Raw genomic sequence first — 23,841 nt, forward strand, 5'->3', positions numbered from 1 at the left:
TCAGAACAGACTTCCCTGTTTCGTCGGCTCTGCGGGCTTTGCGCTGCGCTTCTTGGCGCCGGCGGGCGGCATGCTGCCTTCGGTGGTGATGGCGCCGATGCGGCCGTCGGCGAATTCGATCGAGACCGCAGCGCCGGCCGAAAGACCTGCCGCCTGCGAGACCGGCCTGTCCTCCTCGTCGCGGATGACGGCGTAGCCGCGCTTCAGCACATTCTTATAGGAGAGCGACTGCAGCACGCGATCCTGCGCGGAAAGCTCGGCCCGGGCACGCGTCAACTGGTGGCGAATTGCCGTGTCGGCATGGCGCGAAAGATTGCCGAGACGCTCGCGGGAGCGGTCGGTTTGCGTCTTCAACCGTGCCGGCAGCGAGGCAAGGATCGCCTCGGCGCGCTGGACGCGGGATGTCGAACGGTCAATCAGCCGCTCGACCATACGCTCGGCCCGCACCATCCGCTCATTCAGCCTCTGCCGCCGCTCGGCGATACGATTGGACAGAACATCTGGGCGCAGATGCGCCGCGACACGCTCGAAGCCGCGGCGCTTGTTGACGGTGTTGAGTTCGAGCCCACGGCCAAGGCCGGCCGCCGCCTCGTCGAAACGACGGCGCGGCAAGGCGAGAAGCTGGTCGAGCGAGGGCAATGCCCGCATCAAACCACGGACGGACTGGCGGCGCTGATCCATCTGCCGGCTCATGCAGCCTTGCAGGCGGGCAGCAAGGGCCGCAAGCTGCGCCTCGAGTTCCGCCTTGACGGGCACGGCCATTTCCGCCGCTCCGGTCGGCGTCGGGGCCCGGACATCGGCGGCATAATCGATCAGCGTCCAATCGGTTTCGTGACCGACAGCCGAGATCAGCGGGATCCGGCTTTCGGCCGCCGCGCGCACGACGATCTCATCGTTGAAACTCCAGAGATCTTCCAGGCTGCCGCCGCCGCGCGCGACGATCAGCACGTCGGGACGGGCAACCGCATCTCGCGGCTCCAGCGCATTGAATCCGCGAATGGCGTTCGCCACCTCTTCGCCGGCCCCCTCCCCCTGGACCTTGACCGGCCAGACGAGGACATGCACTGGAAAACGATCGGAGATGCGGTGCAGAATATCTCGGATCACGGCGCCGGTCGGCGAGGTGACGACACCGATCACCTTGGGCATGAAGGGCAGCCGCTTCTTACGGGCGGCATCGAACAGGCCCTCGGCGCCGAGCTTGCGTTTGCGCTCTTCGATCAGCGCCATCAGCGCGCCGGCGCCGGCCGGCTCCAGCGTCTCGATGACGATCTGATATTTCGAAGAGCCGGGAAAGGTGGTGACCTTGCCGGTGGCGATCACCTCCATGCCCTCTTCCGGACGGAATTTCAGCCGCGAGAAGGTGGTCTTCCAGATGACGGCGTCGATGCGGGCGCGATCGTCCTTCAGCGCGAAATAGGCATGGCCCGAGGAGTGCGGCCCACGATAGCCTGATATTTCGCCACGCACGCGAACCTGGTCGAAGGCCGTTTCGACGGTACGCTTGATCGAGCCGGAAAGCTCAGAAACCGAATATTCGGCAAGGTTGGTCGGCGAATCGCTGTCGAAGAGGTTGCTCATTCCTTCTTTCTATGTCGATCGGCGGCAAACAGGAAGGTCGCGATCGCGCCAGGCCAGTTTCCCCGGCAGTCGAGCCGATGATGAAAAGACTCCGTAGAGCGGCGCTGATCCACGTCTGCCTTACATGCGGTCGTTGTGGGCAAAAAAAAAGCAACAAAATCGAGTAAATCTGTTTCGCGGGGGAACGCTTAGTTAGACTGTGCGTTCCAGTCGAAAGGGATTGCTAACCACCGCAAAGCAAAGGCTTTTCGGCCGATAGGACCGGTAAATCTTTGTTAGGTGGCGCTTCCTATGCTTCCCCTCGTTCTCATCGGGAAGGTGCTGAAATGATTATTCTCACAGCAGCAGCATTAGGCATCAGCGCCGCACAAATGCGCTCGGCCGCAGCGATCGCATTGATCGCCGCGCTGATCGGAATCACCTTCGCGCTAGCGGCGATAACCTCGCCAGGGCCGGTGTCGCTCCTGGCGCTCCTCTATGCCGTTCTCGGTTACAATGGCGGCCTGATCCTTTACGTGCTCGGCCTCTATGCCCATGCACGCTTTCGCGCGCCGCGTGTTTCCCATTAGAGCCTCTCCTGGTTAGATTGAAGCATTCTGTTGGCTCAAACGGAGTCGGATGGTCGACCGGCCGGCGCGCGTCGTAGCCTGGCTCTACGGCCAAGCCGGCCGGTCGATCAGCCGGCCGGTTTCAGCCAACCCTCCCGCAGATTTGCTAGGCAAATCTGCAAGACTTGAAAAGCGCCGGACGCTCTGATCGCTTCGCCATAGCGAAGCGGTGCGGCCGGTGGGCCGGGCATATTTCCGCCAGGATCAGAGGCGATCGGCTCGACGCACCATGAGACATGCCCATCGCCAATCGCTTCTGCCCTGACGAAAACCTGCTCCGGCAGAATGCTTCACTCTAACCAGGAAAGGCTCTAACGATTTGCCATCACGATGATCGCCGGCGTCAATTCGTCGCCGGCCGATAACGAAAGAACTGCACAGCCGCATCCGCCGCTTTCGAAACCGGCTCCAGATAGGACGGAATATTTCCTTTGCCGAGCTGCGCATAGAGGCCGTCCGGCTTTAGTTTCGCCAGCTGCCGTGTCTGCGGATCACCAGGGCAGAAGGCAAGCGTCGTGACGCCTGCCCCCTTCAGAAAAGCTTCCGCCTCCTGCGGCTCAGCCATCCCGATATGCAACTCCGTCAGCATGCCGCCCTGATTGCGGTGATAGGGGGCCGAAAGAACCCGGTTTTGTGTAAATCGGAGAATTGCGACGCCCATTTCCGATGGCGCGGAGATGACGCCGACAGGAAGCCCGGCGAGCGGCGCCAGTGCCTCTCTCGATGCACAGGCCTTTTCCTTTGCCGGTTCCGACGCCTTCTTCTGCGCCTCATTCTGCATCTGCAGCGAGATGAGCCCACCGCCGACGGCCCAGGCGGCGGGGACGCCTGCAAGCACCGTGACCACATAGACGAAGGCGACGGCGATATTTTCGCTGTCACTGTTGGAGATGCGCCTGATATCGATGATCAGCAGGGCAAGCGGCAGGATGGAGATGAGGTTCGAGAAGGTCGAGCCGCGCACCTGGACGAGCGCGATCGCCCAGCTGATTGCAAGCAGGAACAGCAGAACAAGGTGAATCTGCACGCGATCGCGCTGAACGATGCGGAAGAAGCAGACGGCGATGCCGAAAAGACCGGCCGCATAGAAGGCGCCGATATCGAAAGGTTCGCTGCGCGCCAAAGCGAAGATCGACTTCGCCTCGGAAACATTCCGCAGCCAGAGTTCGACGAGCATGGGATCGAGACCGGCCAGCGGATCGCTCAGGCACTGCGGCGCGATCACGACGGCCGAACCGAGGACCCCGGCGCCGACGACGGCAAGCGCCGCAAAGCGCAGCGCCCTGGTGAGTCCGCTCGCAAACACCGCGCAAAACAGCAGAAGCCCGCCGCCGATCGCCGACAGGCTGTAATAACCGAGCGAGAGATTGTCGCAGGTGACCATCGAATAGAGCCGCGGCGGCACCGTTGCGAAGAACAGGATGCTGATCATCATCGCCAGCGCAAGCCCGAAGGACTGGGCGGCGACGGCGAAATCTTTTCCCTCCCATGCCCAGAGAACGGCGACCGTCAGGCAGACGGCGGCAACGAAGGGCGTCGTCTCGGCGCCGATGGCGATGGCGATGGCGGCCGCAATGCCGGCAACCGCATAGCTCCAGCCGCGACGCTTCGGATCCAGCAGCATCGCCGTCATTGTCGCGACCAGCGCCAGTTGCGCATTGTGATGATCGATGGCGCCCGGCGCGAACCGGTTTCCGGTATAGATCGTGAGCGCGGTCAGCCCGAGACTGATATGCATGCCGGCAGCGCCGCCGATGCGCCGGCCGGCAATGGCCATGGCGAGCATGGCGGGCAGGATGAGCGATACTGGCCAGATGCCGAGCGCGATCGCCTCGGCCGTCTCACGCGGCGCAAACAAGCGGAAGAACCAGATCAGCGAAGCGATCGGCAGGTCGATCAACCGCGACCAGTGCATCAGCGTGCCGCCATTGGGGCCGAGACGATACTGCATCAGATCGAACCAGCCCTGGCCGGCGAGAAAATCGCGCACCTCGACGAGGCGCATACCATCGTCATTGTCGGGGCCGACGTAATCGGTAGCGCCATAGAGCCTGGTGACGACGATGACGGCGGCAAGAATGACGCTATAGGCGATGACGGTCGGCCACAGACGCATCAGCAGGCCGCGGATGCCGCCGCTCGGGATATCGGTCGCGGATGAGGCGTTGGTGATCGGCTGTACGGCGTTCATCGTGGTTAGCGGCTCGTTTCCGGATGGCGAACCTTAGCCGCCGCGGATCAAGAAAGTGTAAAGCCGGCTGCCTTCGCGGCCGTTTTTGCCTGCATCATAGGGTCTTATTAACGCTGCATGATTTAGGCTGGTGGCGGCTGTCAGTGTAACGAGTAGAGTCATGGCCCGATCGCGTACCCATCACCCCGACATTGCCGTCCTGCTTCCCTGTTATAATGAAGCCGCGACGATCGGCCCTGTGGTGCAGGGCTTCCGGGCAACGCTGCCGGATGCCGCGATCCACGTCTACGACAATAATTCCACCGATGGGACCGCGCTGCAGGCGATGCTGGCCGGTGCGCATGTCGTGCGCGAGCGGCGGCAGGGCAAGGGTCATGTCGTGCGCCGGATGTTCGCCGACATCGAGGCCGACATCTACATCATCGCGGACGGCGACGGAACTTATGCGCCAGGTGATGCCGAGGAACTGGTGCGCACGCTTCTGACCGAGCGCGCCGACATGGTTGTCGGAACCCGGCGCGGCGTGCATGCCGATGCCGGCCGTCAGGGCCACGCGCTCGGCAACCGGCTTTTCAACCTGCTCTACCGGACGATCTTCGGTCCTGATTTCACCGATATCTTTTCCGGCTACCGCGCCTTCTCGCGCCGTTTCGTCAAGAGCTTCCCGGCCGTATCGGGTGGCTTCGAGATCGAAACCGAGATGTCGGTGCATGCCTCGCGGCTGAAGCTGCCGGTCAGCGAACTTGAACTGGATTATGGCCGCCGGCCGGAAGGCTCGCACTCCAAGCTTTCGACCTTCCGCGACGGCGCCAAGATTCTCTGGATGTTTGCGATGCTGATGAAGGAAACCCGGCCCTTCGCCTTCTTCAGCGCGATCAGCGGTCTCTTCATGCTGGCGAGCCTCGGCTTCATGACGCCGGTGCTGGCGGAATATTTCGAGACGGGTCTCGTCAGCCGCATGCCGACCTGGGTTCTGTCGACGGCGCTGATGATGATCTCTTTCATGCTGTTCACCGCCGGCGTCATCCTGGATTCCGTCGCCCGCGCCCGCGCCGAACAGTTGCGCATCCACTATATGAGCCTGGAGACGCCAAGTGCAGCCAAGCTGCCCGATCGCGAGCCAGCGCCGGCGCTCCGCGCCGGCCGCGGCAAGGCGGATGCAGCGTGAAGAAGCTCATCCGTTTCGCGATTGCCGGGGGCATCGGCTTTCTCGTCGATGCAAGTGTGCTGTCGGCGCTGCTCGATCTGACGCCGCTCGGGCCCTTCCTGGCGCGGCTGATTGCGATCGCCCTCGCAATGGCCGCGACCTGGGCTTTCAACCGGAACTTCACCTTCGATCGCTCCGGCCGCTCGCTCGCCGCCGAAGGCTTCCGCTACGGCTCGGTCGGCGTTACGGCGGCGCTCGTCAATTACGGGCTTTATTCCGCACTGCTGCTTTCGCTGCCCGGGCTTCAGCCGCTTGCGGCGATGGTGGTTGCCAGCGTCGCCGCAATGGTCTTCAGCTTCTTCGGCTATTCGCGCTTCGTCTTCCGCGCGTGATCACACTGCCTCCCAGCCGTCCTTCTCGCTGGCGCGATAGATCGCATCGATCACCTTCTGGTTCAGCTTCGAATTTTCGAGCGTGACGATCTCTTCCTTGCCGTTCTTTACCGCCCGAGCGAAAGCCTCGACCTCGCGCCTGTACTGGCGATTGTCCTGGAAGCGGAAGATGCGCGATTCATTGTGGCTGCGATCGGCAAGTTCGATCTCTTCCGGCCCCCAGCGATTGGCGTTGAACGGCGACTTGACCTCGATGTAACCGTCGGTGCCATGGAAGACCATGATCTGGCGGTTGGCCATCTGCGTCGAGACATAGAAGCTCAGCTCGAAATCGTCGAAGTCGGCCTTGACGCTCGAATAGATATCGGTGCCGAAATCCGGATCGCGCTCGGTAATCGCCTGGATCCGGAGCGGCTCCTTGCCGGTCGAAAAGCGCGTGCTCATGACGGGATAGACGCCGATATCGGGAAGGCCGCCGCCGCCGAGTTCGGGAACGTTGCGCATGTTGGCGGGATCGCGGTTGAAATAGGTGAAGGCGCCCTGCACATGCCGGAGCGAACCGATCGCGCCCTCATCGATCAGCGAGCGCACCTTCTGCCAGACCGGCGAATAGGTGATCATATAGGCTTCCGTGACCACCACCTTGTTGCGGTCGCGAGCGGCGATCACCGCGTCGATATCGTCGGCCTTCAGCGCCAAGGGCTTTTCGCAGAGCACATGCTTGCCGGCATCGGCTGCTTTGATCGACCATTCGATATGCTGCGAGGTCGGCAGCGGGATATAGACGGCGTCGATGACATCGGAGGCCAGCATTTCCTCATAGGAGCCGAAGGCATGCGGCACGGAGAAGCGGTCGGCCATTTCCCTTGCGCGCACGAGATCCCGGCTCGCAATCGCCGTGACGACACAATTTTCCGCGTCCTGGATGGCGGGAACGACATTGTCGCGACCGATCTTCGCCGTCGAAATGATACCGAAACGCAGCATGTCCAAACCTCCCGGGACTGATGTCCGCGAACCATATTCAGGGCTTCGGTGCGGCGCAATGGTGCGACATGAAATCACGAAAGTTTGGTTTCCCGGATGCCGGGATCGCGCTAGTTTACCTCAGGCGGCGTTCTGCCGTATCCGCGATTTCACTCACCTAACGATTTTGGAGGGCGTCATCGAAATGCGCCGGCTTGGAAAAACAGGTCTTTCGGTCGCGCCGATCGTCATCGGCGGCAATGTCTTCGGCTGGACGGCCAACGAGAAAACATCCTTCACCATTCTCGACGCCTTTTTCGATGCGGGCCTGAACGCAATCGATACGGCGGATGTCTATTCCGCCTGGGCTACCGGCAACAAGGGCGGCGATTCCGAGGAGATCATCGGGCGCTGGCTGAAGCAGGCGAGGATTTCGCGCGACCAAGCTGTCGTCATCACCAAGGTCGGTTCGGACATGGGACGAGGAAAGACACTGAAGGCGAGCTATATTCTGAAGGCGGTCGAAGCGTCGCTCAGCCGGCTGCAGACCGACTACATCGACCTCTATCTCTCGCATTGGCCGGACGCCGATACGCCGCACGAAGAAACGCTCGGCGCCTATGCCAAGCTGAAAGCGCAGGGCAAGATCCGCGCCATCGGCTGCTCGAATTATGATGCGGGGCTGCTGCAGGCTTCCTTCGACGCCGCCGAAAAGGCCGGTCTGCCGCGTTACGACGTGCTGCAGCCGGAATATAATCTCTACGCACGTGCGAGCTTCGAGGGGCCGTTCGCCGAGCTTTGCGTCAAGGAAGATATCGGTGTCATAACCTATTTCAGCCTTGCCGCCGGCTTCCTCTCCGGCAAATACCGCAGCAAGGCCGATACTCAGGGCCGCGCCCGCGAGGGCCGGGTTTCGCAATATCTCGACGAAAAGGGCCTGCGCATTCTCGCCGCGCTCGACAAGGTGTCAGCCGAGACCGGCGCCAAGCCCGCGGAAATCTCGCTTGCCTGGCTCTTGCGCAAGAAGGGAGTGACGGCGCCGATCGCCAGCGCCACCAGCCTTTCGCAGCTCGAAAGCCTGGTGAAAGCGGCGACACTTTCGCTTTCCGATGACGCGATGGCGTTGCTCGACGAAGCCGGGCGCTGAGAGAACAGGACGATGACCATGACGATACGCGATGCCCGCCCCGAAGACGAAACCCGCTGGCGCCAACTCTGGGCGGCCTATCTCGCCTTTTACCAGGTGACCGTCGACGTCGATATCACCGACCAGACCTGGCGCCGGGTCTTCGATCCGGCCTCGGCGATTGCGATGCGCGTCGCCGAGATCGACGGCAGGATCATGGGCTTTGCGCTCTATCTCACCCATGAGGGCACGTGGATTCGCGGCAGGGACTGCTATCTTGAAGACCTGTTCGTCGATCCCGAGGCACGCGGCAAGGGCATCGGCCGGGCACTGATGGACGACCTCGTCGCGCTCGGCAAGGCGAAGGGCTGGTCGCGGCTCTATTGGCATACGAGCGAAACCAACAGGACCGCCCGGGCGCTCTATGACAGCTATGTCGAGAGCGACGGCCACATCCGCTATCGCATCAGCTTCTGAGCGCGGGAAATCCCTGGTAGAAAGCGCCATGATCGCCCGCCCAGTTCGCCATGCCCGGCTTGGTGAGGATGCCGCGCGGGCTGACATAACTCTGGATGACCCGCTTCGGCCGTTCGTGCCACTGGATATTGAAGGCCCAGAGCTTGGGGAAGAAGCAGAGCGAAGCATAAGGCAGGTGGTCATGGATCCACCAGGCGAGCCGCTGCCAGTCGCTTTCATCGCGATAGCGGTCGATCATCCACGGCACGGCAATACAGACGGCAGCGCCCATGCAGCCGTCGAAATCCCTGATGTCCCAGATGTGATGGGCTGATGTGGCGGCGTTGGTCGAGCAGTTCAGCTTGTTCTCATTTCCAAACCTGTTGACAGCAGGCGAGCGATAGCCGGAGCGGATGTGCAGTCGCCCGAAGGTTGCCTCCAGCGGCTCCAGCAATTCCTCGCAAAGCCGCCTCCCCGCCTCGATCGCCAGGTCGGGATCCTCGGGAATGTTGGGGATGCGGTAGAAATCGGCGATTTCGGAATGCAGGAAATCGCGAAAGAAGAATTTTTGCGACAGCCGCACGCGACCAAGATCCTCCAGACCTTTCATCGAACCCGGCTTCCGCATCATTTTTTCTCCCGACGTCAACGGCGGGATGATTGCCCGGCGGAGATTTCCAGTCCACCCGAAATCGATCGGGAACAATTTGCGCAATCCTTGCTTCTTAATGTGTCGCCGCGTTCGCGGCTTTTCCCAAAACAAGGATCGAGAAAATGGCCAAGGAAAAGACGTTGGAAGATCTCTTCTACGACACGCTCAAGGATATTTACTTCGCCGAGCGGCAGATATTGCGCGCCCTGCCGAAGATGGCGCGCGCCGCCCAGTCCTCCGATCTGAAGGCGGGCTTCCAGAAGCATCTCGAGGAAACCGAAGCCCACGTCGAGCGCCTGCAGCAGGTGTTCGAAAAGATCGGCAAGCGCGCCCAGGGCAAGACCTGCGAGGCGATCCAGGGCATTATCGCCGAGGGCGAAGAGATCATGGAAGAATTCAAAGGCACGCCGGCGCTGGATGCCGGTCTGATTTCGGCCGCGCAGTCCGTCGAACACTATGAAATCGCCCGTTACGGTACGCTGAAAACCTGGGCTGCAACGCTCGGCCTCAAGGATGTCGTCAGCCTGCTCGATCAGACGCTGCAGGAAGAGACGGCCACCGACAAGAAACTCTCGCAGCTCGCCACCACCGCGGCGAACCAGAAGGCGAAGGCCGCCTGACCTATATGGAAAGGGTGGCCGTCATTTCTACCGGCCACCCTCATCCGTCTCCGCATATTTGAAGAAGTCAATGAAGGCGCGCAGCGCCGGCCGCATCTGCCGCCGGCTCGGATAATAGACGAATGGGCCGGGATAGGGCGCGCACCAATCTTCCAGCACCCGCACCAGTCTGCCGGCTGCCAGTTCGGCATGAGCCCGCATGTCGAAGAGATAGGCGAGGCCGGCTCCGTTCAGCGCCGCGAGCAGGGCCAGCCGGTCTTCGCTGACAACAAGCGGCCCATCGACTGCAACGATCAGTTCCTCACCGTCCCTTTCGAACTCCCAGCGATAGATGGAGCCGTTGGTGAAGCGCCGTTTGATGCAGCGGTGATGGACAAGATCGCGCGGATGCTCCGGCTTCGGGTAGCGCTCGAAATAGTCCGGCGAGGCCGCGATGACGGTGGTCAGCTTGGGCGAGATCCTGACGGCGATCATATCGGCCTCGAGACTCTCCTCTAGCCGGATGCCGGCGTCGAAACCCTCCCTGACAATATCGGTGAAACCGTCCTCATTGGCGATCTCCAGTGTAATGTCGGGGTAGAGATGGAGAAAATCGCCGAGGCGCGGGGCGAGCAAAATATCGGAGGCGAAGCGCGGCGCGGTGATGCGCAGATTTCCCGCGGGCTTGCCGCGCGTATCTCTGACGGCCTCCAAGGCGACATCGATCTCCTCCAGCGCCGGGCGGAGCCGTTCGAGGAGCAGGCGGCCCTCCTCCGTCGGCGCGACGCTGCGAGTGGTGCGCGCCAGAAGTCTGACGCCCAAGCTTTCCTCAAGGCTCGAGATCGCATGGCTGATGGCCGACGGCGCGACGAGGAGCTCCCTGGCCGCTGCACGAAAGCTGCGATGCTCGGAAACGGCAGCGAGAACCGCGAGTTGCGAGAGCTGAGTTCTGTTCATTGATCTAAATTATAGAACAGGCTGTTAGAAACTGCATGCATTTTCTGATCGATGCCCCGCCGATATCATCTGCCCGTACCGAAACCATATCCCCGTCGGTTCACAATCAGCTCAGAACAAGGAGCGCGGCATGAAAACCCGGAAACTCGGAAACGATCTCATCGTCTCAGCCGTCGGCCTCGGCTGCATGGGCATGAGCTTTGCCTATGGCGCCAGCGATGAAGCGGAATCGGTCCGGACGCTCAATCGCGCCGTCGATCTCGGTGTCACCTTCTTCGACACCGCCGAAATTTACGGCCCTTTCACCAACGAAGTCCTCCTCGGAAAAGCACTGAAGCCGTTTCGCGACCGCGTGGTGATCGCCACCAAATTCGGCTTCAAGATCGATACAAGTAAAGCAGGCGCTGCCGCCATCACCGGCGTCGACAGCCGCCCCGAACATGTCAGAGCGGTTGCCGAGGCTTCGCTGAAACGTCTCGGAATCGAGACCATCGACCTGCTCTACCAGCACCGGGTCGACCCCAACGTGCCGATCGAGGAGACGGTCGGCGTCATGGCCGAACTGGTGAGGGAAGGCAAAGTCCGCGCGCTCGGACTTTCGGAAGCCGGCAGCGCCACCATCCGCCGGGCGCATGCGGTCCATCCGATCGCAGCGCTGCAGAGCGAATATTCGCTTTGGACTCGCGATCCCGAAGAGGACGTGCTTGCCACCTGCCGTGAACTCGGCATCGGCTTCGTGCCCTACAGCCCGCTCGGCCGCGGTTTCCTGACGGGAGCGATCCGGAAGGCCGACGATCTCGCCGCCGACGACTTCCGCCGGCAGGTACCGCGTTTCCAAGCCGAAAATTTCGATGCCAACGCCGCCCTCGTCGCAGTGCTCGAGCAGCTTGCCGCCGAGAAGGGGGTAACGGCCGCGCAGCTGGCGCTGGCCTGGGTGCTGAGCCAGGGCGACGACATCGTGCCGATCCCCGGCGCTCGCAAGCTTCACCATCTCGAACAAAACGCCGCCGCTGCCGATATCACGCTCAGCGCAGCAGAGCTCACGCAGCTCGGCGAAGCGATCCCCGCCGCACAGGTGGCGGGAAAACGCTATTCGGACGCCTCGCTTGCAATGACGAATCTGTGATCGAAGAAGCCCGGCATAGGCTAACGCAGCCGGCCGGGCTTGCCTTCGCGGCCGGCGAAACTATCTAACGCCATCTCGGAGAACGGGATGGAAACATGTCGGACAGGCAAGCAGTCGAACAGACGGTTCATCTCTATGTCGAAGGGATGGCCTTCGCCAATGCGGCAGCCTTGAAGAAGGCCTTTCACCCGCAAAGCTCGATCATCGGCTACTACCAAAATGCCGTCGAATGGCTGACGCGGGACGAATTCATCACCGCGATCCTGGCGGAGGAGCCGGCGCCGCCCGGCACGCAGCCCTTCATGGACATACAAAGCGTCGATGTCGAGGGTGAGGCGGCGAGCGTCAAGGTCACCGACGATTTCGCCGGAATGCGCTTTACCGACTATCTCTCATTGCTGAAGATCGATGGCCGATGGGTCATCGTCAGCAAGCTCTACCATCTTCACACGTGAAAGAACCGGCCGCCGCAACGACCGGTTCTTTGTTTTTGGCGAAGACTGGCGGGATCAGCTTCTGAGGACGCCGCCGGTGAACTTCGCGACGCTGGCGACGATCTTCTGCGTCAGCGCCTCGAAATCCTCATCCGTCAGCGTGCGCTCAACCGGCTGGATCTGAACCTCGATCGCCACCGACTTCTTGCCGTCGCCGACAGACGCACCTTCGAAGATATCGAAGACATTGACGCCGGTGACGAGCTTGCGGTCTGCCCCGGTCGCAGCCTTTATGATGGCGCCCGATTCCACCGTCTTGTCGACGACGAAGGCGAAGTCGCGCTTGACCGCCTGGAAGGGTGACAGTTCCAGCGCCGGCTTGGTGCGGGTCGCCTTCTTCTTCGGCTCGGCCATCGCGTCGAGATAGACCTCGAAGCCACAGAGAGCGCCGGAGACATCGAGTGCTTCCAGCGTCAGCGGGTGAAATTCACCGAAGTAACCGAGCACCACCTTCGGCCCCATCTTGATCGTGCCGGAGCGGCCGGGATGATACCATTCCGGGCCGCCCTGCTCGATCTGGATATTGCCCATCGGCAAGCCGCAGGCTTCGATGACGGCGAGCGCATCGGCCTTGGCGTCGAAGACGTCGACCGGTTTGCCGCCGCCCTTCACTGCATTCGACCACATGCGGCCTCCGCCGGCGAGCGAGGCGGTGCCGCGGCGGATGCCGCCGGCAACGCGGCGCTGGCCGTCCGGCCGGTCATTCTCGTAGGTGCCCGAGACCTCGAAGATCGCCACGTCACCATAGCCTTTGTCGGCATTGCGCTGGGCAGCCGTCAGCAGGCCCGGCAGCAGCGAGGGGCGCATATCCGACATTTCTGCGGCGATCGGATTGGCAAGCTTGAGGGCCGGCGAACCGCCGCCGAAGAGCTTCGCCTGATCTTCCGGGATGAAGGACCAGGTGACGGCCTCCAGCATGCCGCGCGAGGCAAGCGCACGCTTGGCCGCGCGGGTGCGAATCTGCAGCGTCGTCAGGATCCTGCCGTTGACGGCGGCATGGCTTTCGAGCGGCGCCGGCTTGATCTTGTCGACGCCGTGGATGCGCATGACCTCCTCGACGAGATCGGCCTTGCCGTCGACATCGGGACGCCACGACGGAACGGAGACGGAGACGCGCTCGCCAGAGCCGGAAACCTTGAAACCGAGGCGGGCTAGGATCGCGTTGCTTTCCTCCGTCGAGACCTCCAGGCCCGTCAGGCGCTTGACCTCCGAATAGGGGAAATCGACGACCTTCGGCTCATGGCCCTTGTAGCCGACGACCTCGGCGCGCGCGGCCGTGCCGCCGCAAAGCTCGAGCACCAGTTCCGTCGTGCGCTCGAGACCGGGAACCATATATTCCGGATCGACGCCGCGTTCGAAGCGGTAGCGGGCATCGGTGATGATGCCGAGCGTACGGCCCGACTTGGCGATGTTCATCGGGTCCCACAGAGCGGATTCGATCAGCACGTCGACGGTGTTCTCGTCGCAGCCGGAATGTTCGCCGCCCATGATGCCGCCGATCGATTCGATGCCTTCTTCATCTGAGATGACGACGTTGTTCGGGCCGAGCTTGTATTCGCGCTGGTCGAGCGCCAGCACGGTCTCCCCTTCCCTGGCGCGGCGGACGGTGAGATTGCCCTTGATCTTGGCGGCATCGAAGACATGGATCGGCCGGCCCTGATCGAAGGTCACGTAATTGGTGACATCAACAAGCGCATTGATCGGGCGCAGGCCGATGGCAGTGAGCCGTTGCTGCATCCAGCGCGGGCTCGGGCCGTTTCTGACGCCGCGCACCAGACGCAGCGAAAAGCCGGGGCAGAGCTTGGGATCATCGAGATCGAGCGTCAGCTTGACCGGCGTTTCGCCTTCGACGGCGAAGCTCGGCGCGCCCCGTGTCTTCAGCGTGCCGAGACCTGAAGCGGCGAGATCGCGGGCGATGCCGTGGATCGACGTGCAGTCCGGCCGGTTCGGCGTCAGATTGATCTCGATAACGGGATCATCGAGGTGAGCATAGGCGGCGTAGCTCTGGCCGACCGGCGCATCCTTGGGCAGATCGATGATGCCGTCATGATTCTCGGAGATCTGCAGCTCTTTTTCGGAGCACATCATGCCGCGGCTTTCGACGCCGCGGATATTGCCGACGGCAAGTGTCGCGTCGATACCAGGAACATAGGTTCCGGGTGCGGCGAAGGCACCGACGAGGCCGGCGCGCGCATTCGGGGCGCCGCAGACGACCTGGACCGGCGCACCGGCGCCGGTGTCGACCATCAGCACCTTCAGGCGATCGGCCTGCGGATGTTTTTCCGCCGAGACAACTCGAGCGATGACGAAGGGCTTGAACGCCGCCTTGTCGTCGACATCCTCGACCTCGAGCCCGATCTCGGTCAGGCGGGTGCAGATTTCATCGAGCGTGGCATCCGTTTCCAGATGCTCTTTCAGCCAGGAGAGCGTGAATTTCATCGTCTCAATTCTCCGTTCAAGCGCTGAGGCCGCCGAACAGCGTCGGCATGTCGAGCGGGCGGAAGCCGTAATGCGTCATCCAGCGGACGTCGGCATTGAAGAAGTCGCGCAGGTCGGGCATGCCGTATTTCAGCATGGCGATGCGGTCGAGGCCCATGCCCCAGGCAAAGCCCTGATACTCGTCCGGATCGAGGCCGCCATAACGCAGCACGTTCGGGTGAACCATGCCGCAGCCGAGGATCTCCATCCAATCGGTGCCTTCGCCGAACTTGACGATCGGGCCGGAGCGGTCGCACTGGATATCGACCTCGAAGGAGGGCTCGGTGAAGGGGAAGAAGGATGGGCGGAAGCGCATCGTCACGCTGTCGACCTCGAAGAAGGTCTTGCAGAACTCCTCGAGCACCCAGCGGATATTGGCGACATTGGCCTTCTTGTCGATGACCAATCCCTCGACCTGGTGGAACATCGGCGAATGCGTGGCATCGCTGTCCTGGCGATAGGTCTTGCCGGGAATGATGATGCGGATCGGCGGCTTCTGCGCTTCCATGGTGCGCACCTGCACCGGCGAGGTATGCGTGCGCAGCACCTTGCGCTCACCGTTTTCGTCAGGATTGAAGAAGAAGGTGTCGTGCATCTCGCGGGCTGGATGGCCTTCGGGAAAATTCAGCGCGGTGAAATTGTAATAATCGGTCTCGATATCGGGGCCTTCGGCGATCGAGAAACCCATGTCGGCGAAGATCGCAGTGATCTCATCGACGATCTGGCTGATCGGATGGATGCGGCCGCGCTCGGCCGGCGAGGAGCGCACCGGCAGGCTGACATCGACGGTTTCGGCCTTCAGGCGGGCGTTGACCGCCGCCATTTTCAGCACCGACTTGCGTTCGGCGACGGCATCCGTCACCGCATTCTTCAGGGCGTTGATCGCAGCACCCCGGGTCTGACGCTCCTCCGGCGTCATCGCGCCGAGCGTCTTCAGGAGTTCCGAGACCGAGCCCTTCTTGCCGAGAGCGGAGACGCGCACGGCTTCCAGGGCGGCCTCGTCATTGGCGGCGGCGATTTCCGCGAGCAGCGATGAGTGGAGCTGGTCAATATCTGACATTGTCACTTCTTTCCGTCCAGTATCAGGCGGGGATCGGGAGGCAGGCGGCGCCGACCGGCGCAAGGGATATAAAGAAAGAAAAACCCGCGCTAGCCCAAACCAGCGCGGGTTTCCCAAATTTCAATAGAGCATAGAGCCTGGGAAGCGCTGGTTAACGAACCGCGCCTTCAAACTCGTTGGCCGTACCGGTTTCCTTGAGGTATTCAAGGGCCTTCTTGGCGGCATTGACGAGCGCGCCGAATGCTTCCGGCTCGTGGATCGCCATGTCGGAGAGAACCTTGCGGTCGACTTCGATGCCAGCCTTGTTCAGGCCGTCGATGAAGCGGCCGTAGGTCAGGCCGAATTCGCGGACAGCAGCGTTGATGCGCTGGATCCAGAGCGCGCGGAAGTTGCGCTTGTTGACCTTGCGGTCGCGGTAAGCGTACTGCTTCGACCGGTCGACAGCGGCCTTGGCGGCGCGGATGGTATTCTTGCGGCGGCCGTAAAAGCCCTTGGCGGCCTTCAGAACCTTCTTGTGCTTGGCGTGAGAGGTGACGCCTCTTTTTACACGTGCCATATCATGATCTCCTTAAATCTAGCGTTCGCGGACGAGTCTCAGAGACCGTTCGGCAGGTAATTCTTGATAACCTTGCGGCCATCCGGTTCTGCAAGAACCATCGTGCCACGTGCATCGCGAATGAACTTGTTGGTACGCTTGATCATGCCATGGCGCTTGCCGGCAGCGGCAGCCTTGACCTTGCCCGTCGCGGTGATCTTGAACCGCTTCTTGGCAGAGGACTTCGTCTTCATCTTGGGCATTTTGCTACTCCTTCTGTCCTCCCTGCGCGCTTTATCAAAAAAGCCCTCTCGCGAAGTCCGGTTCTCCGGCCGTCGCAACAAGGTGCGGGAGCGTTTGTTGTTGATCTGCGGCTTCGGCGACGAACCGTTCCGCAAGCATTCGAAACTGCCACGGCATGCCCTGCCGGTCAGTTCGGACGCGCGCTTATAACCGCAGCGTCATGAAAGTGCAACGGGGCCGCGGAGGAATATTCGCCAGCCCAAAATCGCGATGGCCGAAAGCACAAAAGCCGCCCTTGCGGACGGCCTTGGGCAAAAAGGTGTCTGGCGCTTACTTCGGCGCCAGCACCATCATCATCTGACGGCCTTCGAGCTTGGGCTCGGCTTCGACCTTGGCGATCTCAAGCGTGTCGGCCTTGACCTGCTGCAGAAGCTTCATGCCGAGCTCCTGGTGGGCCATTTCACGGCCGCGGAACTTCAGCGTCACCTTGACCTTGTCACCCTCGTCGAAGAAGCGGCCCATCGCCTTCATCTTCACCTCATAATCATGGGTGTCGATGTTCGGGCGCATCTTGATTTCTTTGACTTCGACGATCTTCTGCTTCTTGCGCGCCTCGGCGGCCTTCTTCTGGTTGGCGTATTTCAGCTTGCCCAGATCGAGGATCTTGCACACCGGCGGTTCGGCATTGGGGGAAATTTCGACAAGATCGAGGCCGGCTTCTTCTGCCATTCTCAAGGCCTGGTCGGTGGGCACGATGCCCATATTCTGTCCGTCAGCCGCGATCAGCTGAACTTTGGGAATGCGGATTTCACGGTTCGAGCGCGGGCCGTCCTTCACGGGCGCATCGGTCTTAAAAGGTCTGCGAATGGTCGTATTCTCCTCGCGTTGTTTCCGGAATGTTGCAGCCGCGCGCTCCCGACCAGGGTGCACAAACGTATCTCGTTATCGCTGCAACGGAGTCAATATCATCCTTTAGCGGAAAAATCACCTGCTGTCAGCCTGCCAAGAATCTGTTTTATAGGCCAAAACAACAGGAGTTCCGCCGATGTCCTATCAGACGCCAAATGTCCAGCCGCAGTTTCTGACGGTCGGTGAAGGCGAGGCGGCGCGTGAGATCGCCATGCTGGTGCGCCCGGCGCAAGCCGGCAACAATGCCCCGACACTCGTTTGGCTATCCGGCTACCGTTCCGACATGTGCGGTACTAAGGCATTGGAGCTCGATGGACTGGCGGGCGAACTCGGTACCGCCTGCATCCGCCTCGACTATTCCGGCCACGGACTTTCCGGCGGCAGCTTTCGCGACGGCACGATCTCACGCTGGCTGGAGGAGGCGCTGGCCGTCATTCTGCACATCGCGCCCGATCGCATCATCCTGGTCGGCTCCTCGATGGGGGGGTGGATTGCACTCAGGCTGGCGCAGGAACTTGCGCGCCAGGACGGTCCAGAGCTCGCCGGCATGATACTGATCGCGCCGGCGCCCGATTTCACCTCCGAGCTGATCGAGCCGAATCTCAAGGCCAGGGAGCGCAAATTGCTGGCGGAGCGTGGCTATTTCGAAGAGCGCTCGCAATACAGCCCGGAACCGAACGTCTATACGCGGGCACTGATCGAGGACGGACGCAAAAACAGGGTGCTGGATGGGATGATCGAGACGGGCTGCCCAGTGCATATCCTCCAGGGCATGAAAGATCCCGACGTGCCGCATGCCCACGCGTTGAAACTTCTGGAGCACCTTCCCGCCGACGACGTCGTGCTGACCTTCATCCGCGACGGCGACCACCGCCTTTCCCGCCCCGGCGACATCGCCCTTCTCCTCAGCGCTGTCAAAGGCATCATTCGTTCATCAATAAATATGCAGATGCCCATTTGAACAGCACCGACCGAGAAATTCCCCAAACGCAAGCCGCCAACCCGTTGCATTTTAACCATGTTGGCGCGTCGCAAGGCGCTCCCAAGAAGTAACGATTGACTCTTCTCGGCCCTCTCCATTAACAGTTTGTTAATAATTAAGGGGCGATCGAGGAAAGAGCGGGCGTGCGGATCAAAGGTATCTTTGTGGCCATGATGGCCGTGTTTGCGATGGCGACTGCCGCCATCCCAGCTCCAAGCAGAAATGCTTCCATGGTAACAGGCAACGCCACTTCGCAGCCGATCGGCCATTATGATTTCTGTCAGACCCACAGCAGTGAATGCGGCGCAAACCGCAATGCTGGCCCCGTCGAGATGACCCCGGCCAAGTGGTCGCTCGTCCGTTCGGTCAACGCCACCGTCAACCGCACGATCACGCCGATGACCGACAAGGAAATCTACGGCAAGGACGAAGTCTGGGCCTATCCGACCACCGCCGGCGACTGCGAGGACTTCGCGCTCTTGAAGCGGCGCATCCTGATCCAGCGCGGCGTTCCGGCCGCCGACCTGCTGATGACCGTCGTGCGCAAGCCTGACGGTGAGGGCCATGCCGTCCTGACGCTGCGCACCGCCGAGGGCGACTTCGTGCTCGACAACCTCGCCGCCGACGTCAAGCCATGGTTCGGAACGCCCTATTCTTTCGTCAAGCGCCAGTCGAGCTACAATGCCGGCCGCTGGGTCACCATCGAGAATGGCCGCGACGTGCTGGTCGGCGCACTGCGCTGAGGATTTCAGGGGGATGCGGGGAAAAAGGCCGGCGAAAGCCGGCCTTTTGCTTTTGGGGGAATTGGAACCGCGTCGACCGTCACCTTTCGCTTCCGCTCAAGCTGTTCGTCGCTCACGCTCCTCACCCCATCATCTGCCCTTCGGGCATCTTCTCCCCGCTGGGGACTCCCAACGTGTAAGGATGAGGGCTGTTTGTTGTGGCTGCCGACCAGGATGAGGGAGGTGGCTTGGTGATATAAATCGACGTGGAGATTGCGACACTGTAAGTGGTGGGTTGCGTTTGCCGCGTCCTATCCCGGCCCTTCGCGTGGCTCCGGGCGTTCGCTGTGCAATCGATTCACTGGATCGATTGCTCGGGCTCTGCCCGACCGCAACTCACCCATTCCCGATCAAAATTCCCGCTCCGAGCACCAAGCTGCCGCCGAGGACGACCTGGAAGGCGGCGCGCAGGAACGGCGTTTCCATGTAGCGGTTCTGGATGAAGGCGATTGCCCAAAGTTCGAAGAAGACGATGATGGCGGCGGTGATCGTTGCCGTCCAGAAATGCGGGATCAGATAGGGCAGCGCGTGGCCGAGGCCGCCGAGCGTCGTCATGATGCCGCAGGCAAGGCCGCGCTTGACCGGCGAGCCCCTGCCGGAGATCTTGCCGTCGTCATGGGCGGCCTCGGTGAAGCCCATCGAGATGCCGGCGCCGACGGATGCGGAAAGGCCGACGAGGAAGGTCTGCCAGGTGTCCTGGGTGGCAAAGGCGGCGGCAAAGATCGGCGCCAGAGTCGAGACCGAGCCGTCCATCAGCCCGGCAAGGCCCGGCTGCACATAGGTCAGCACGAATTGCCGGTGCGCCGCCTCGTCCTCGTCGTGCTTGATATCTTCGGGCGTATGTTTGTCGCCCAGCATGCGGGCAATATCCTCATGTCCCTGCTCGGCGAGCGCGAGATCGCCGAGAAGCTCTCGCGTCGAGGCGTCCGAGGTCCGCTTTGCCGCTTCGACATAAAAGCGGTAGGCCTGCTCCTCCATTGCCTCGGTCTCCTGCCGTATCGCATCGAGGGAAAGGCTTGCCCTGAGCCAGTCGGGCTTGCGTTCGTAGAAGCCCTGCACATGTTCGCGCCGGATCAGCGGGATGCGCTCGCCGAAACGCTGGCGATGGATCTCGATCAGGGATTTGCGATGGGTATCCTCGACCTCGGCCATATCTTCGAAAACCTTTGCCGAGGCCGGGAATTCGTTCCGGAGCCTGTCGGCATAAGCAAGGTAGATGCGGGCATCGTCTTCCTCGGAGGCGATTGCGAGGGCGAGAATCTCCTGCTCGGACAGCGACTCGAAAGACCGTTTCGGTGATCTGAAAAATCGCGCCAACATAACTATTCTCCATAATTTAGAATTATTCTAAATCTAAAGAAGGAGCCAATGGCGGTCAAGGGTGCAGACAGGCCGGCTGACAGATTGCCGCAAGCCGCACGGATGCCTTTGGCGCGCCGGCACAAATACCTATATGAGAGAGCGCCGCATTATGCGGCACCGGGGTTTATGATGGATAATGACATTCAGGGCCGTCCTGCCCACGTCGCGGCGATCCGCGAAAGGGCGGAAGTCGAGATGCAGGCGATGGGCGTCGACGAGGTCTTCATCGGCAGGCTGGTCGAGACTTTTTACGGGCGCGTGCTGACGCATCCCGATCTCGGTCCGGTGTTCGACGCCAGGCTCTCCGGCCGCTGGCCGGAGCATATGGAGAAGATGAAGAGCTTCTGGTCGGCCGTCGCCTTCCGCAGCGGCGCCTATGGCGGCAAGCCGGTGCAGGCGCATACCGGCGTCGCGGACCTGACGCCGGATCTCTTTCCGAAGTGGCTGGCGCTGTTTGCCGCAACGCTCGACGATATCGCCCCGTCGCCGGAGGCCAAGACCTGGTTCATGGCGACGGCGGAGCGGATCGCCAAAAGCCTGACGCTGTCGCTGTTCTACAATCCGGCGCTCGACGACCCGGCGAAGAAGGCGGGCTGATCACTGCCTTGCGGAAAAGGTCGCGCCGGCGCTTGCGGCGACGACCAGGGCTGTTCCGGCCATCTGCAGCAACGTCATCGGCTGGGCCAGAATGACGAAGCCCGCGAGTGCGGCGATGGCCGGTTCGAGGCTCATCAGAATGCCGAAGGAGGTTGTCGGCATTCGCCGCAAGGCGATGAGCTCCAAGGTGTAGGGCAGCAGCGGCACAAGAATGGCAAGGCCCGCCATTTCAATCAGGCCGTAGCCATCGAGCGCGGACACGGCGCCGGCAAAGCCGAAGGGTGTGGCGACCAGTGCGGCAACCATCAGCGATAAGGAAAGCCCTTCCAGCCCCTTGAAGCTCGCACCGATTTTCTTCGTCAGGACGATATAGACCGCCCAGCCGGTTCCGGCACCGAGCGCGAAGAGAATGCCCTCGATATCGCCGACCCAGCCTTCACCATCATGAGCAAGCGCCAGAACACCAAGTGCTGCAATGAGAGGCCAGACGAGACGCCGGCTGAGGCCATAGCCGATGGTCGCAACGGAAAGCGGACCGAGAAAATCAACCGCCACGGCCAGCCCGAGCGGAATGCGCTCGATCGCCGCAAAGAAGCTCATGGTCATCAGCGCCGTCGTCGCGCCGAGAACCAGAGCACTCGTCCATTGCGCCCTGTTGTAGCTGACGATGCGCGGCCGCACGACAACGGCGAGAATGATGGCCGCAAAAGCGAGGCGCAGCCAGCTGGCGCCGGCCGGTCCATATGTTGTGATAGCGGAAGATGAGAGTGCCGCGCCGAACTGGATCGACGACATGGACAGGAGGCACATCAGCCCGCCGGCCGCCACGCCGCCGAATGCTGTCGACGCCCCTGCGGTCAGCGTGCCCGCTCCGGCATTTGCCTTTTCTTCCATACCCGCCCCCCAATTGTGCGCTCTTCTTACGAAGACGGCTCAAGAGCGACAAATTCAAACTTCTGATCGAGGCAGCAAAAGGCCTTATGCATCAGCGGCCAGCGAAGATGACTTCTTCGGCGTCCTCAAAACTCATTTCGAAGACCTTCCTACCGATCTCGAAGCTGAAACCGTTGCGGGCGAAGGCGGAAAGTTCCTTTGCCTTCCGCTTGTCGTCGAGTTCGACGCGACGGAAAGGGCCGAAGGCGCGTTTGCGGGCAAATATCGTCGCGGCATAGAGGTCATTCGCTTCTCCAAGCGCAGCCTCGACCTTGTCACTGGAGACACCTTTGGCCACAAGCTTCTGCCCGATAACACGTTTCGATTTGCCGCCGCGCACGGCGGAGCGCGTGCTGATTTCGGCATAGGCACCATCGTCGAGAGCCATATTGTCATAGGCGAATTTGACTGCGGCATCGGCGACGGCCTTGAGTTGCGCCTCGCTGATATCCTCGAACTTCTCCTTCGCCTTGCGGCTGATGGCACCGAAGAGCTGTTTTTCCGTCATCATCCGCCGTTCGAGGCGATAGATCGTGGAATTGCGCGCCCAGCTCAGCATGCGCGGAGTCGGGATATCGGATGGAACGGTTTCGTCGGTCATCGGTGGATCAGCCTTCCAGGCCTTTGAGGACGTTGACGACGTTGAGCCCGATCTCGGGCACGCCGTAGCCGCCTTCCATGCAGGCAAGCACGGGCAGCCCGGTGGATGCGATCATTGCGCCCATGCGGGTGAAATCATCGGCGGTGAGGCGGAAGAAGGAGATCGGATCGCGTTCGAACGTGTCGACGCCGAGCGCCACGACGATCGCTTCCGCGCCGAAGGTCTTGATGCGGGCAAGCGCATCGGCAAGGGCCGCAGACCAGGCGTCCCAAGGCGTGCCGGGCGGCATCGGATAGTTGCGATTGGCGCCAATGCCCTCGGCCTCACCCTCTTCGTCGGCATGGCCGAGAAAATAAGGAAAGGCATGGATGGGATCGCCATGCAGCGAGGCGGTGAAGACATCACCTCTGTGATAGAAGAGATCCTGCGTGCCGTTGCCATGATGGAAATCGACATCGAGCACGGCGATCTTCTTTGCACCATGATCAATGAGACGCTGGGCCGCGACCCCCGCATTGTTGATGAAACAATAGCCGCCGAAGAGGTCGATGCCGGCATGGTGACCGGGCGGGCGGCAAAGCGCGAAGGCGAAACGATGGCCCTCAGCCAGCCAGTCGGCGCCCGTTATGGCGCAGCGCATCGAGGCGATCGCCGCCGCGTAGGAGCCCTTGGTGATCGAGGTGTCGGCGGCGTTGGCGTAATGGCCGATCGCCCCGACGATATTGTCGGGCACGCGCTGGCTGGTGCGGCGCACCGGGAAGGAGTTGGCGATCGCCTCGCCTTCGAAGCCGGCAGCCACCCAGCGGTCCCAGATGGTGGCGAGAAAATCGAGATAGGCGGGGTCATGCACCTTCCTGGCCGTTTCCAGCCCGTGCGCATCGGGTGCGACGACATCGGCAAAGCCCGCCTCCTTCACCGCCGCCAGGATCCATTCGGCCCGGAAAGGCGCCTCGAAGGGGGTCACCAGCTGACCGGCATAGAGCTCGGTCCTGGCATCGCGCAGCTTATGGTCTTCGGAATAGATGACGCGCATTGCAGATTCTGCTCCTGATTGTAAATCGAGA

The 23,841-nt window shown here is 61.7% G+C and carries 25 protein-coding genes; 11 read left to right on the top strand and 14 right to left on the bottom strand.

Annotated features, from left to right (window positions below; all coding sequences use genetic code 11):
- A complete protein-coding gene (xseA, locus tag A7X77_RS02740; RefSeq protein WP_064681462.1) occupies positions 1 to 1,581 on the bottom strand; it encodes an exodeoxyribonuclease VII large subunit in 1,581 nt (526 codons plus the stop codon).
- A gap of 326 nt (positions 1,582 to 1,907) precedes the next feature.
- Between xseA and A7X77_RS02745 the strand changes: the two genes are divergently transcribed.
- Positions 1,908 to 2,150 (top strand): hypothetical protein, encoded by a 243-nt coding sequence (locus tag A7X77_RS02745; RefSeq protein ID WP_064681463.1) that lies wholly within the window; start codon positions 1,908 to 1,910, stop codon positions 2,148 to 2,150.
- A 382-nt stretch (positions 2,151 to 2,532) separates the two neighbouring features.
- Here the strand turns inward: A7X77_RS02745 and A7X77_RS02750 are convergent, their stop codons facing one another.
- A complete protein-coding gene (locus A7X77_RS02750; RefSeq protein ID WP_064681464.1) occupies positions 2,533 to 4,380 on the bottom strand; it encodes a hypothetical protein in 1,848 nt (615 codons plus the stop codon).
- A 160-nt stretch (positions 4,381 to 4,540) separates the two neighbouring features.
- Between A7X77_RS02750 and A7X77_RS02755 the strand changes: the two genes are divergently transcribed.
- Together A7X77_RS02755 and A7X77_RS02760 are read left to right on the top strand one after the other, a co-directional pair.
- Positions 4,541 to 5,548: a glycosyltransferase gene (locus A7X77_RS02755; RefSeq protein WP_064681465.1), complete on the top strand. Its 1,008-nt coding sequence runs from the start codon at positions 4,541 to 4,543 to the stop codon at positions 5,546 to 5,548.
- The gene (locus A7X77_RS02760) at positions 5,545 to 5,919 is read left to right on the top strand and encodes a GtrA family protein (protein ID WP_064681466.1); all 375 of its coding nucleotides are present in this window, start codon (positions 5,545 to 5,547) and stop codon (positions 5,917 to 5,919) included. The genes A7X77_RS02755 and A7X77_RS02760 overlap by 4 nt, the downstream gene beginning before the upstream one ends.
- On the opposite strand, the gene A7X77_RS02765 is transcribed toward A7X77_RS02760, so the two are convergent.
- Positions 5,920 to 6,906, bottom strand: coding sequence for a Gfo/Idh/MocA family protein (locus A7X77_RS02765; RefSeq protein WP_064681467.1), 987 nt, complete (start codon positions 6,904 to 6,906; stop codon positions 5,920 to 5,922).
- Between the two features lie 178 nt (positions 6,907 to 7,084).
- Between A7X77_RS02765 and A7X77_RS02770 the strand changes: the two genes are divergently transcribed.
- The gene (locus A7X77_RS02770) at positions 7,085 to 8,032 is read left to right on the top strand and encodes an aldo/keto reductase (protein ID WP_064681699.1); all 948 of its coding nucleotides are present in this window, start codon (positions 7,085 to 7,087) and stop codon (positions 8,030 to 8,032) included.
- Between the two features lie 12 nt (positions 8,033 to 8,044).
- Positions 8,045 to 8,488, top strand: coding sequence for a GNAT family N-acetyltransferase (locus A7X77_RS02775; RefSeq protein ID WP_064681468.1), 444 nt, complete (start codon positions 8,045 to 8,047; stop codon positions 8,486 to 8,488).
- Here the strand turns inward: A7X77_RS02775 and A7X77_RS02780 are convergent.
- Positions 8,478 to 9,095, bottom strand: coding sequence for a hypothetical protein (locus A7X77_RS02780; RefSeq protein ID WP_064681700.1), 618 nt, complete (start codon positions 9,093 to 9,095; stop codon positions 8,478 to 8,480). The genes A7X77_RS02775 and A7X77_RS02780 overlap by 11 nt on opposite strands.
- Positions 9,096 to 9,241: 146 nt before the next feature.
- On the opposite strand from A7X77_RS02780, the gene A7X77_RS02785 reads away from it, so the two are divergent.
- Positions 9,242 to 9,739, top strand: a complete 498-nt coding sequence (locus tag A7X77_RS02785) for a ferritin-like domain-containing protein (protein ID WP_064681469.1) — start codon at positions 9,242 to 9,244, stop codon at positions 9,737 to 9,739.
- A 27-nt stretch (positions 9,740 to 9,766) separates the two neighbouring features.
- On the opposite strand, the gene A7X77_RS02790 is transcribed toward A7X77_RS02785, so the two are convergent.
- Positions 9,767 to 10,675: a LysR family transcriptional regulator gene (locus A7X77_RS02790; protein ID WP_064681470.1), complete on the bottom strand. Its 909-nt coding sequence runs from the start codon at positions 10,673 to 10,675 to the stop codon at positions 9,767 to 9,769.
- A 130-nt stretch (positions 10,676 to 10,805) separates the two neighbouring features.
- On the opposite strand from A7X77_RS02790, the gene A7X77_RS02795 reads away from it, so the two are divergent.
- Together A7X77_RS02795 and A7X77_RS02800 are read left to right on the top strand one after the other, a co-directional pair.
- A complete protein-coding gene (locus A7X77_RS02795) occupies positions 10,806 to 11,801 on the top strand; it encodes an aldo/keto reductase (protein ID WP_064681471.1) in 996 nt (331 codons plus the stop codon).
- A gap of 95 nt (positions 11,802 to 11,896) precedes the next feature.
- Complete coding sequence (locus A7X77_RS02800; RefSeq protein WP_064681472.1) at positions 11,897 to 12,256, top strand: nuclear transport factor 2 family protein; 360 nt, start codon at positions 11,897 to 11,899, stop codon at positions 12,254 to 12,256.
- A 54-nt stretch (positions 12,257 to 12,310) separates the two neighbouring features.
- Here A7X77_RS02800 and pheT read toward each other — a convergent pair whose 3' ends face one another.
- From pheT to infC, 5 genes are all read right to left on the bottom strand, one after another.
- Positions 12,311 to 14,734 (bottom strand): phenylalanine--tRNA ligase subunit beta, encoded by a 2,424-nt coding sequence (gene pheT / locus A7X77_RS02805; RefSeq protein ID WP_064681473.1) that lies wholly within the window; start codon positions 14,732 to 14,734, stop codon positions 12,311 to 12,313.
- Between the two features lie 16 nt (positions 14,735 to 14,750).
- The gene (pheS, locus tag A7X77_RS02810) at positions 14,751 to 15,833 is read right to left on the bottom strand and encodes a phenylalanine--tRNA ligase subunit alpha (RefSeq protein WP_064681474.1); all 1,083 of its coding nucleotides are present in this window, start codon (positions 15,831 to 15,833) and stop codon (positions 14,751 to 14,753) included.
- A gap of 151 nt (positions 15,834 to 15,984) precedes the next feature.
- Positions 15,985 to 16,389: a 50S ribosomal protein L20 gene (gene rplT, locus A7X77_RS02815; protein WP_064681475.1), complete on the bottom strand. Its 405-nt coding sequence runs from the start codon at positions 16,387 to 16,389 to the stop codon at positions 15,985 to 15,987.
- 38 nt (positions 16,390 to 16,427) lie between these two features.
- Positions 16,428 to 16,631: a 50S ribosomal protein L35 gene (rpmI, locus tag A7X77_RS02820; protein ID WP_003570998.1), complete on the bottom strand. Its 204-nt coding sequence runs from the start codon at positions 16,629 to 16,631 to the stop codon at positions 16,428 to 16,430.
- Between the two features lie 310 nt (positions 16,632 to 16,941).
- A complete protein-coding gene (gene infC, locus A7X77_RS02825) occupies positions 16,942 to 17,478 on the bottom strand; it encodes a translation initiation factor IF-3 (protein WP_082928759.1) in 537 nt (178 codons plus the stop codon).
- Between the two features lie 178 nt (positions 17,479 to 17,656).
- Between infC and A7X77_RS02830 the strand changes: the two genes are divergently transcribed.
- Positions 17,657 to 18,481: an alpha/beta hydrolase gene (locus A7X77_RS02830; RefSeq protein WP_064681477.1), complete on the top strand. Its 825-nt coding sequence runs from the start codon at positions 17,657 to 17,659 to the stop codon at positions 18,479 to 18,481.
- A 164-nt stretch (positions 18,482 to 18,645) separates the two neighbouring features.
- Positions 18,646 to 19,245, top strand: a complete 600-nt coding sequence (locus tag A7X77_RS02835) for a transglutaminase-like cysteine peptidase (RefSeq protein WP_064681478.1) — start codon at positions 18,646 to 18,648, stop codon at positions 19,243 to 19,245.
- Positions 19,246 to 19,620: 375 nt separating this feature from the next.
- Here the strand turns inward: A7X77_RS02835 and mbfA are convergent, their stop codons facing one another.
- On the bottom strand, positions 19,621 to 20,604 hold the full coding sequence (mbfA, locus tag A7X77_RS02840; RefSeq protein ID WP_064681479.1) for an iron exporter MbfA: 984 nt from the start codon (positions 20,602 to 20,604) through the stop codon (positions 19,621 to 19,623).
- Between the two features lie 171 nt (positions 20,605 to 20,775).
- Between mbfA and A7X77_RS02845 the strand changes: the two genes are divergently transcribed.
- Entirely contained in the window at positions 20,776 to 21,243 is a 468-nt protein-coding gene (locus A7X77_RS02845; protein WP_064681701.1) for a group III truncated hemoglobin, read from the top strand.
- Here A7X77_RS02845 and A7X77_RS02850 read toward each other — a convergent pair whose 3' ends face one another.
- The 3 genes from A7X77_RS02850 to A7X77_RS02860 all read right to left on the bottom strand — a co-directional run bounded on the left by A7X77_RS02850 (position 21,244) and on the right by A7X77_RS02860 (position 23,810).
- A complete protein-coding gene (locus A7X77_RS02850) occupies positions 21,244 to 22,137 on the bottom strand; it encodes an EamA family transporter (protein WP_064681480.1) in 894 nt (297 codons plus the stop codon). It abuts the gene before it with no gap.
- Between the two features lie 91 nt (positions 22,138 to 22,228).
- Positions 22,229 to 22,777 (bottom strand): recombination regulator RecX, encoded by a 549-nt coding sequence (recX, locus tag A7X77_RS02855; protein ID WP_064681481.1) that lies wholly within the window; start codon positions 22,775 to 22,777, stop codon positions 22,229 to 22,231.
- Positions 22,778 to 22,784: 7 nt separating this feature from the next.
- Positions 22,785 to 23,810: a histone deacetylase family protein gene (locus tag A7X77_RS02860; protein ID WP_064681482.1), complete on the bottom strand. Its 1,026-nt coding sequence runs from the start codon at positions 23,808 to 23,810 to the stop codon at positions 22,785 to 22,787.
- Between the last annotated feature and the right edge of the window lie 31 nt (positions 23,811 to 23,841).

Origin of the sequence: Rhizobium bangladeshense, assembly GCF_001662075.1 — a bacterium.
Lineage (GTDB): Bacteria > Pseudomonadota > Alphaproteobacteria > Rhizobiales > Rhizobiaceae > Rhizobium > Rhizobium bangladeshense_B.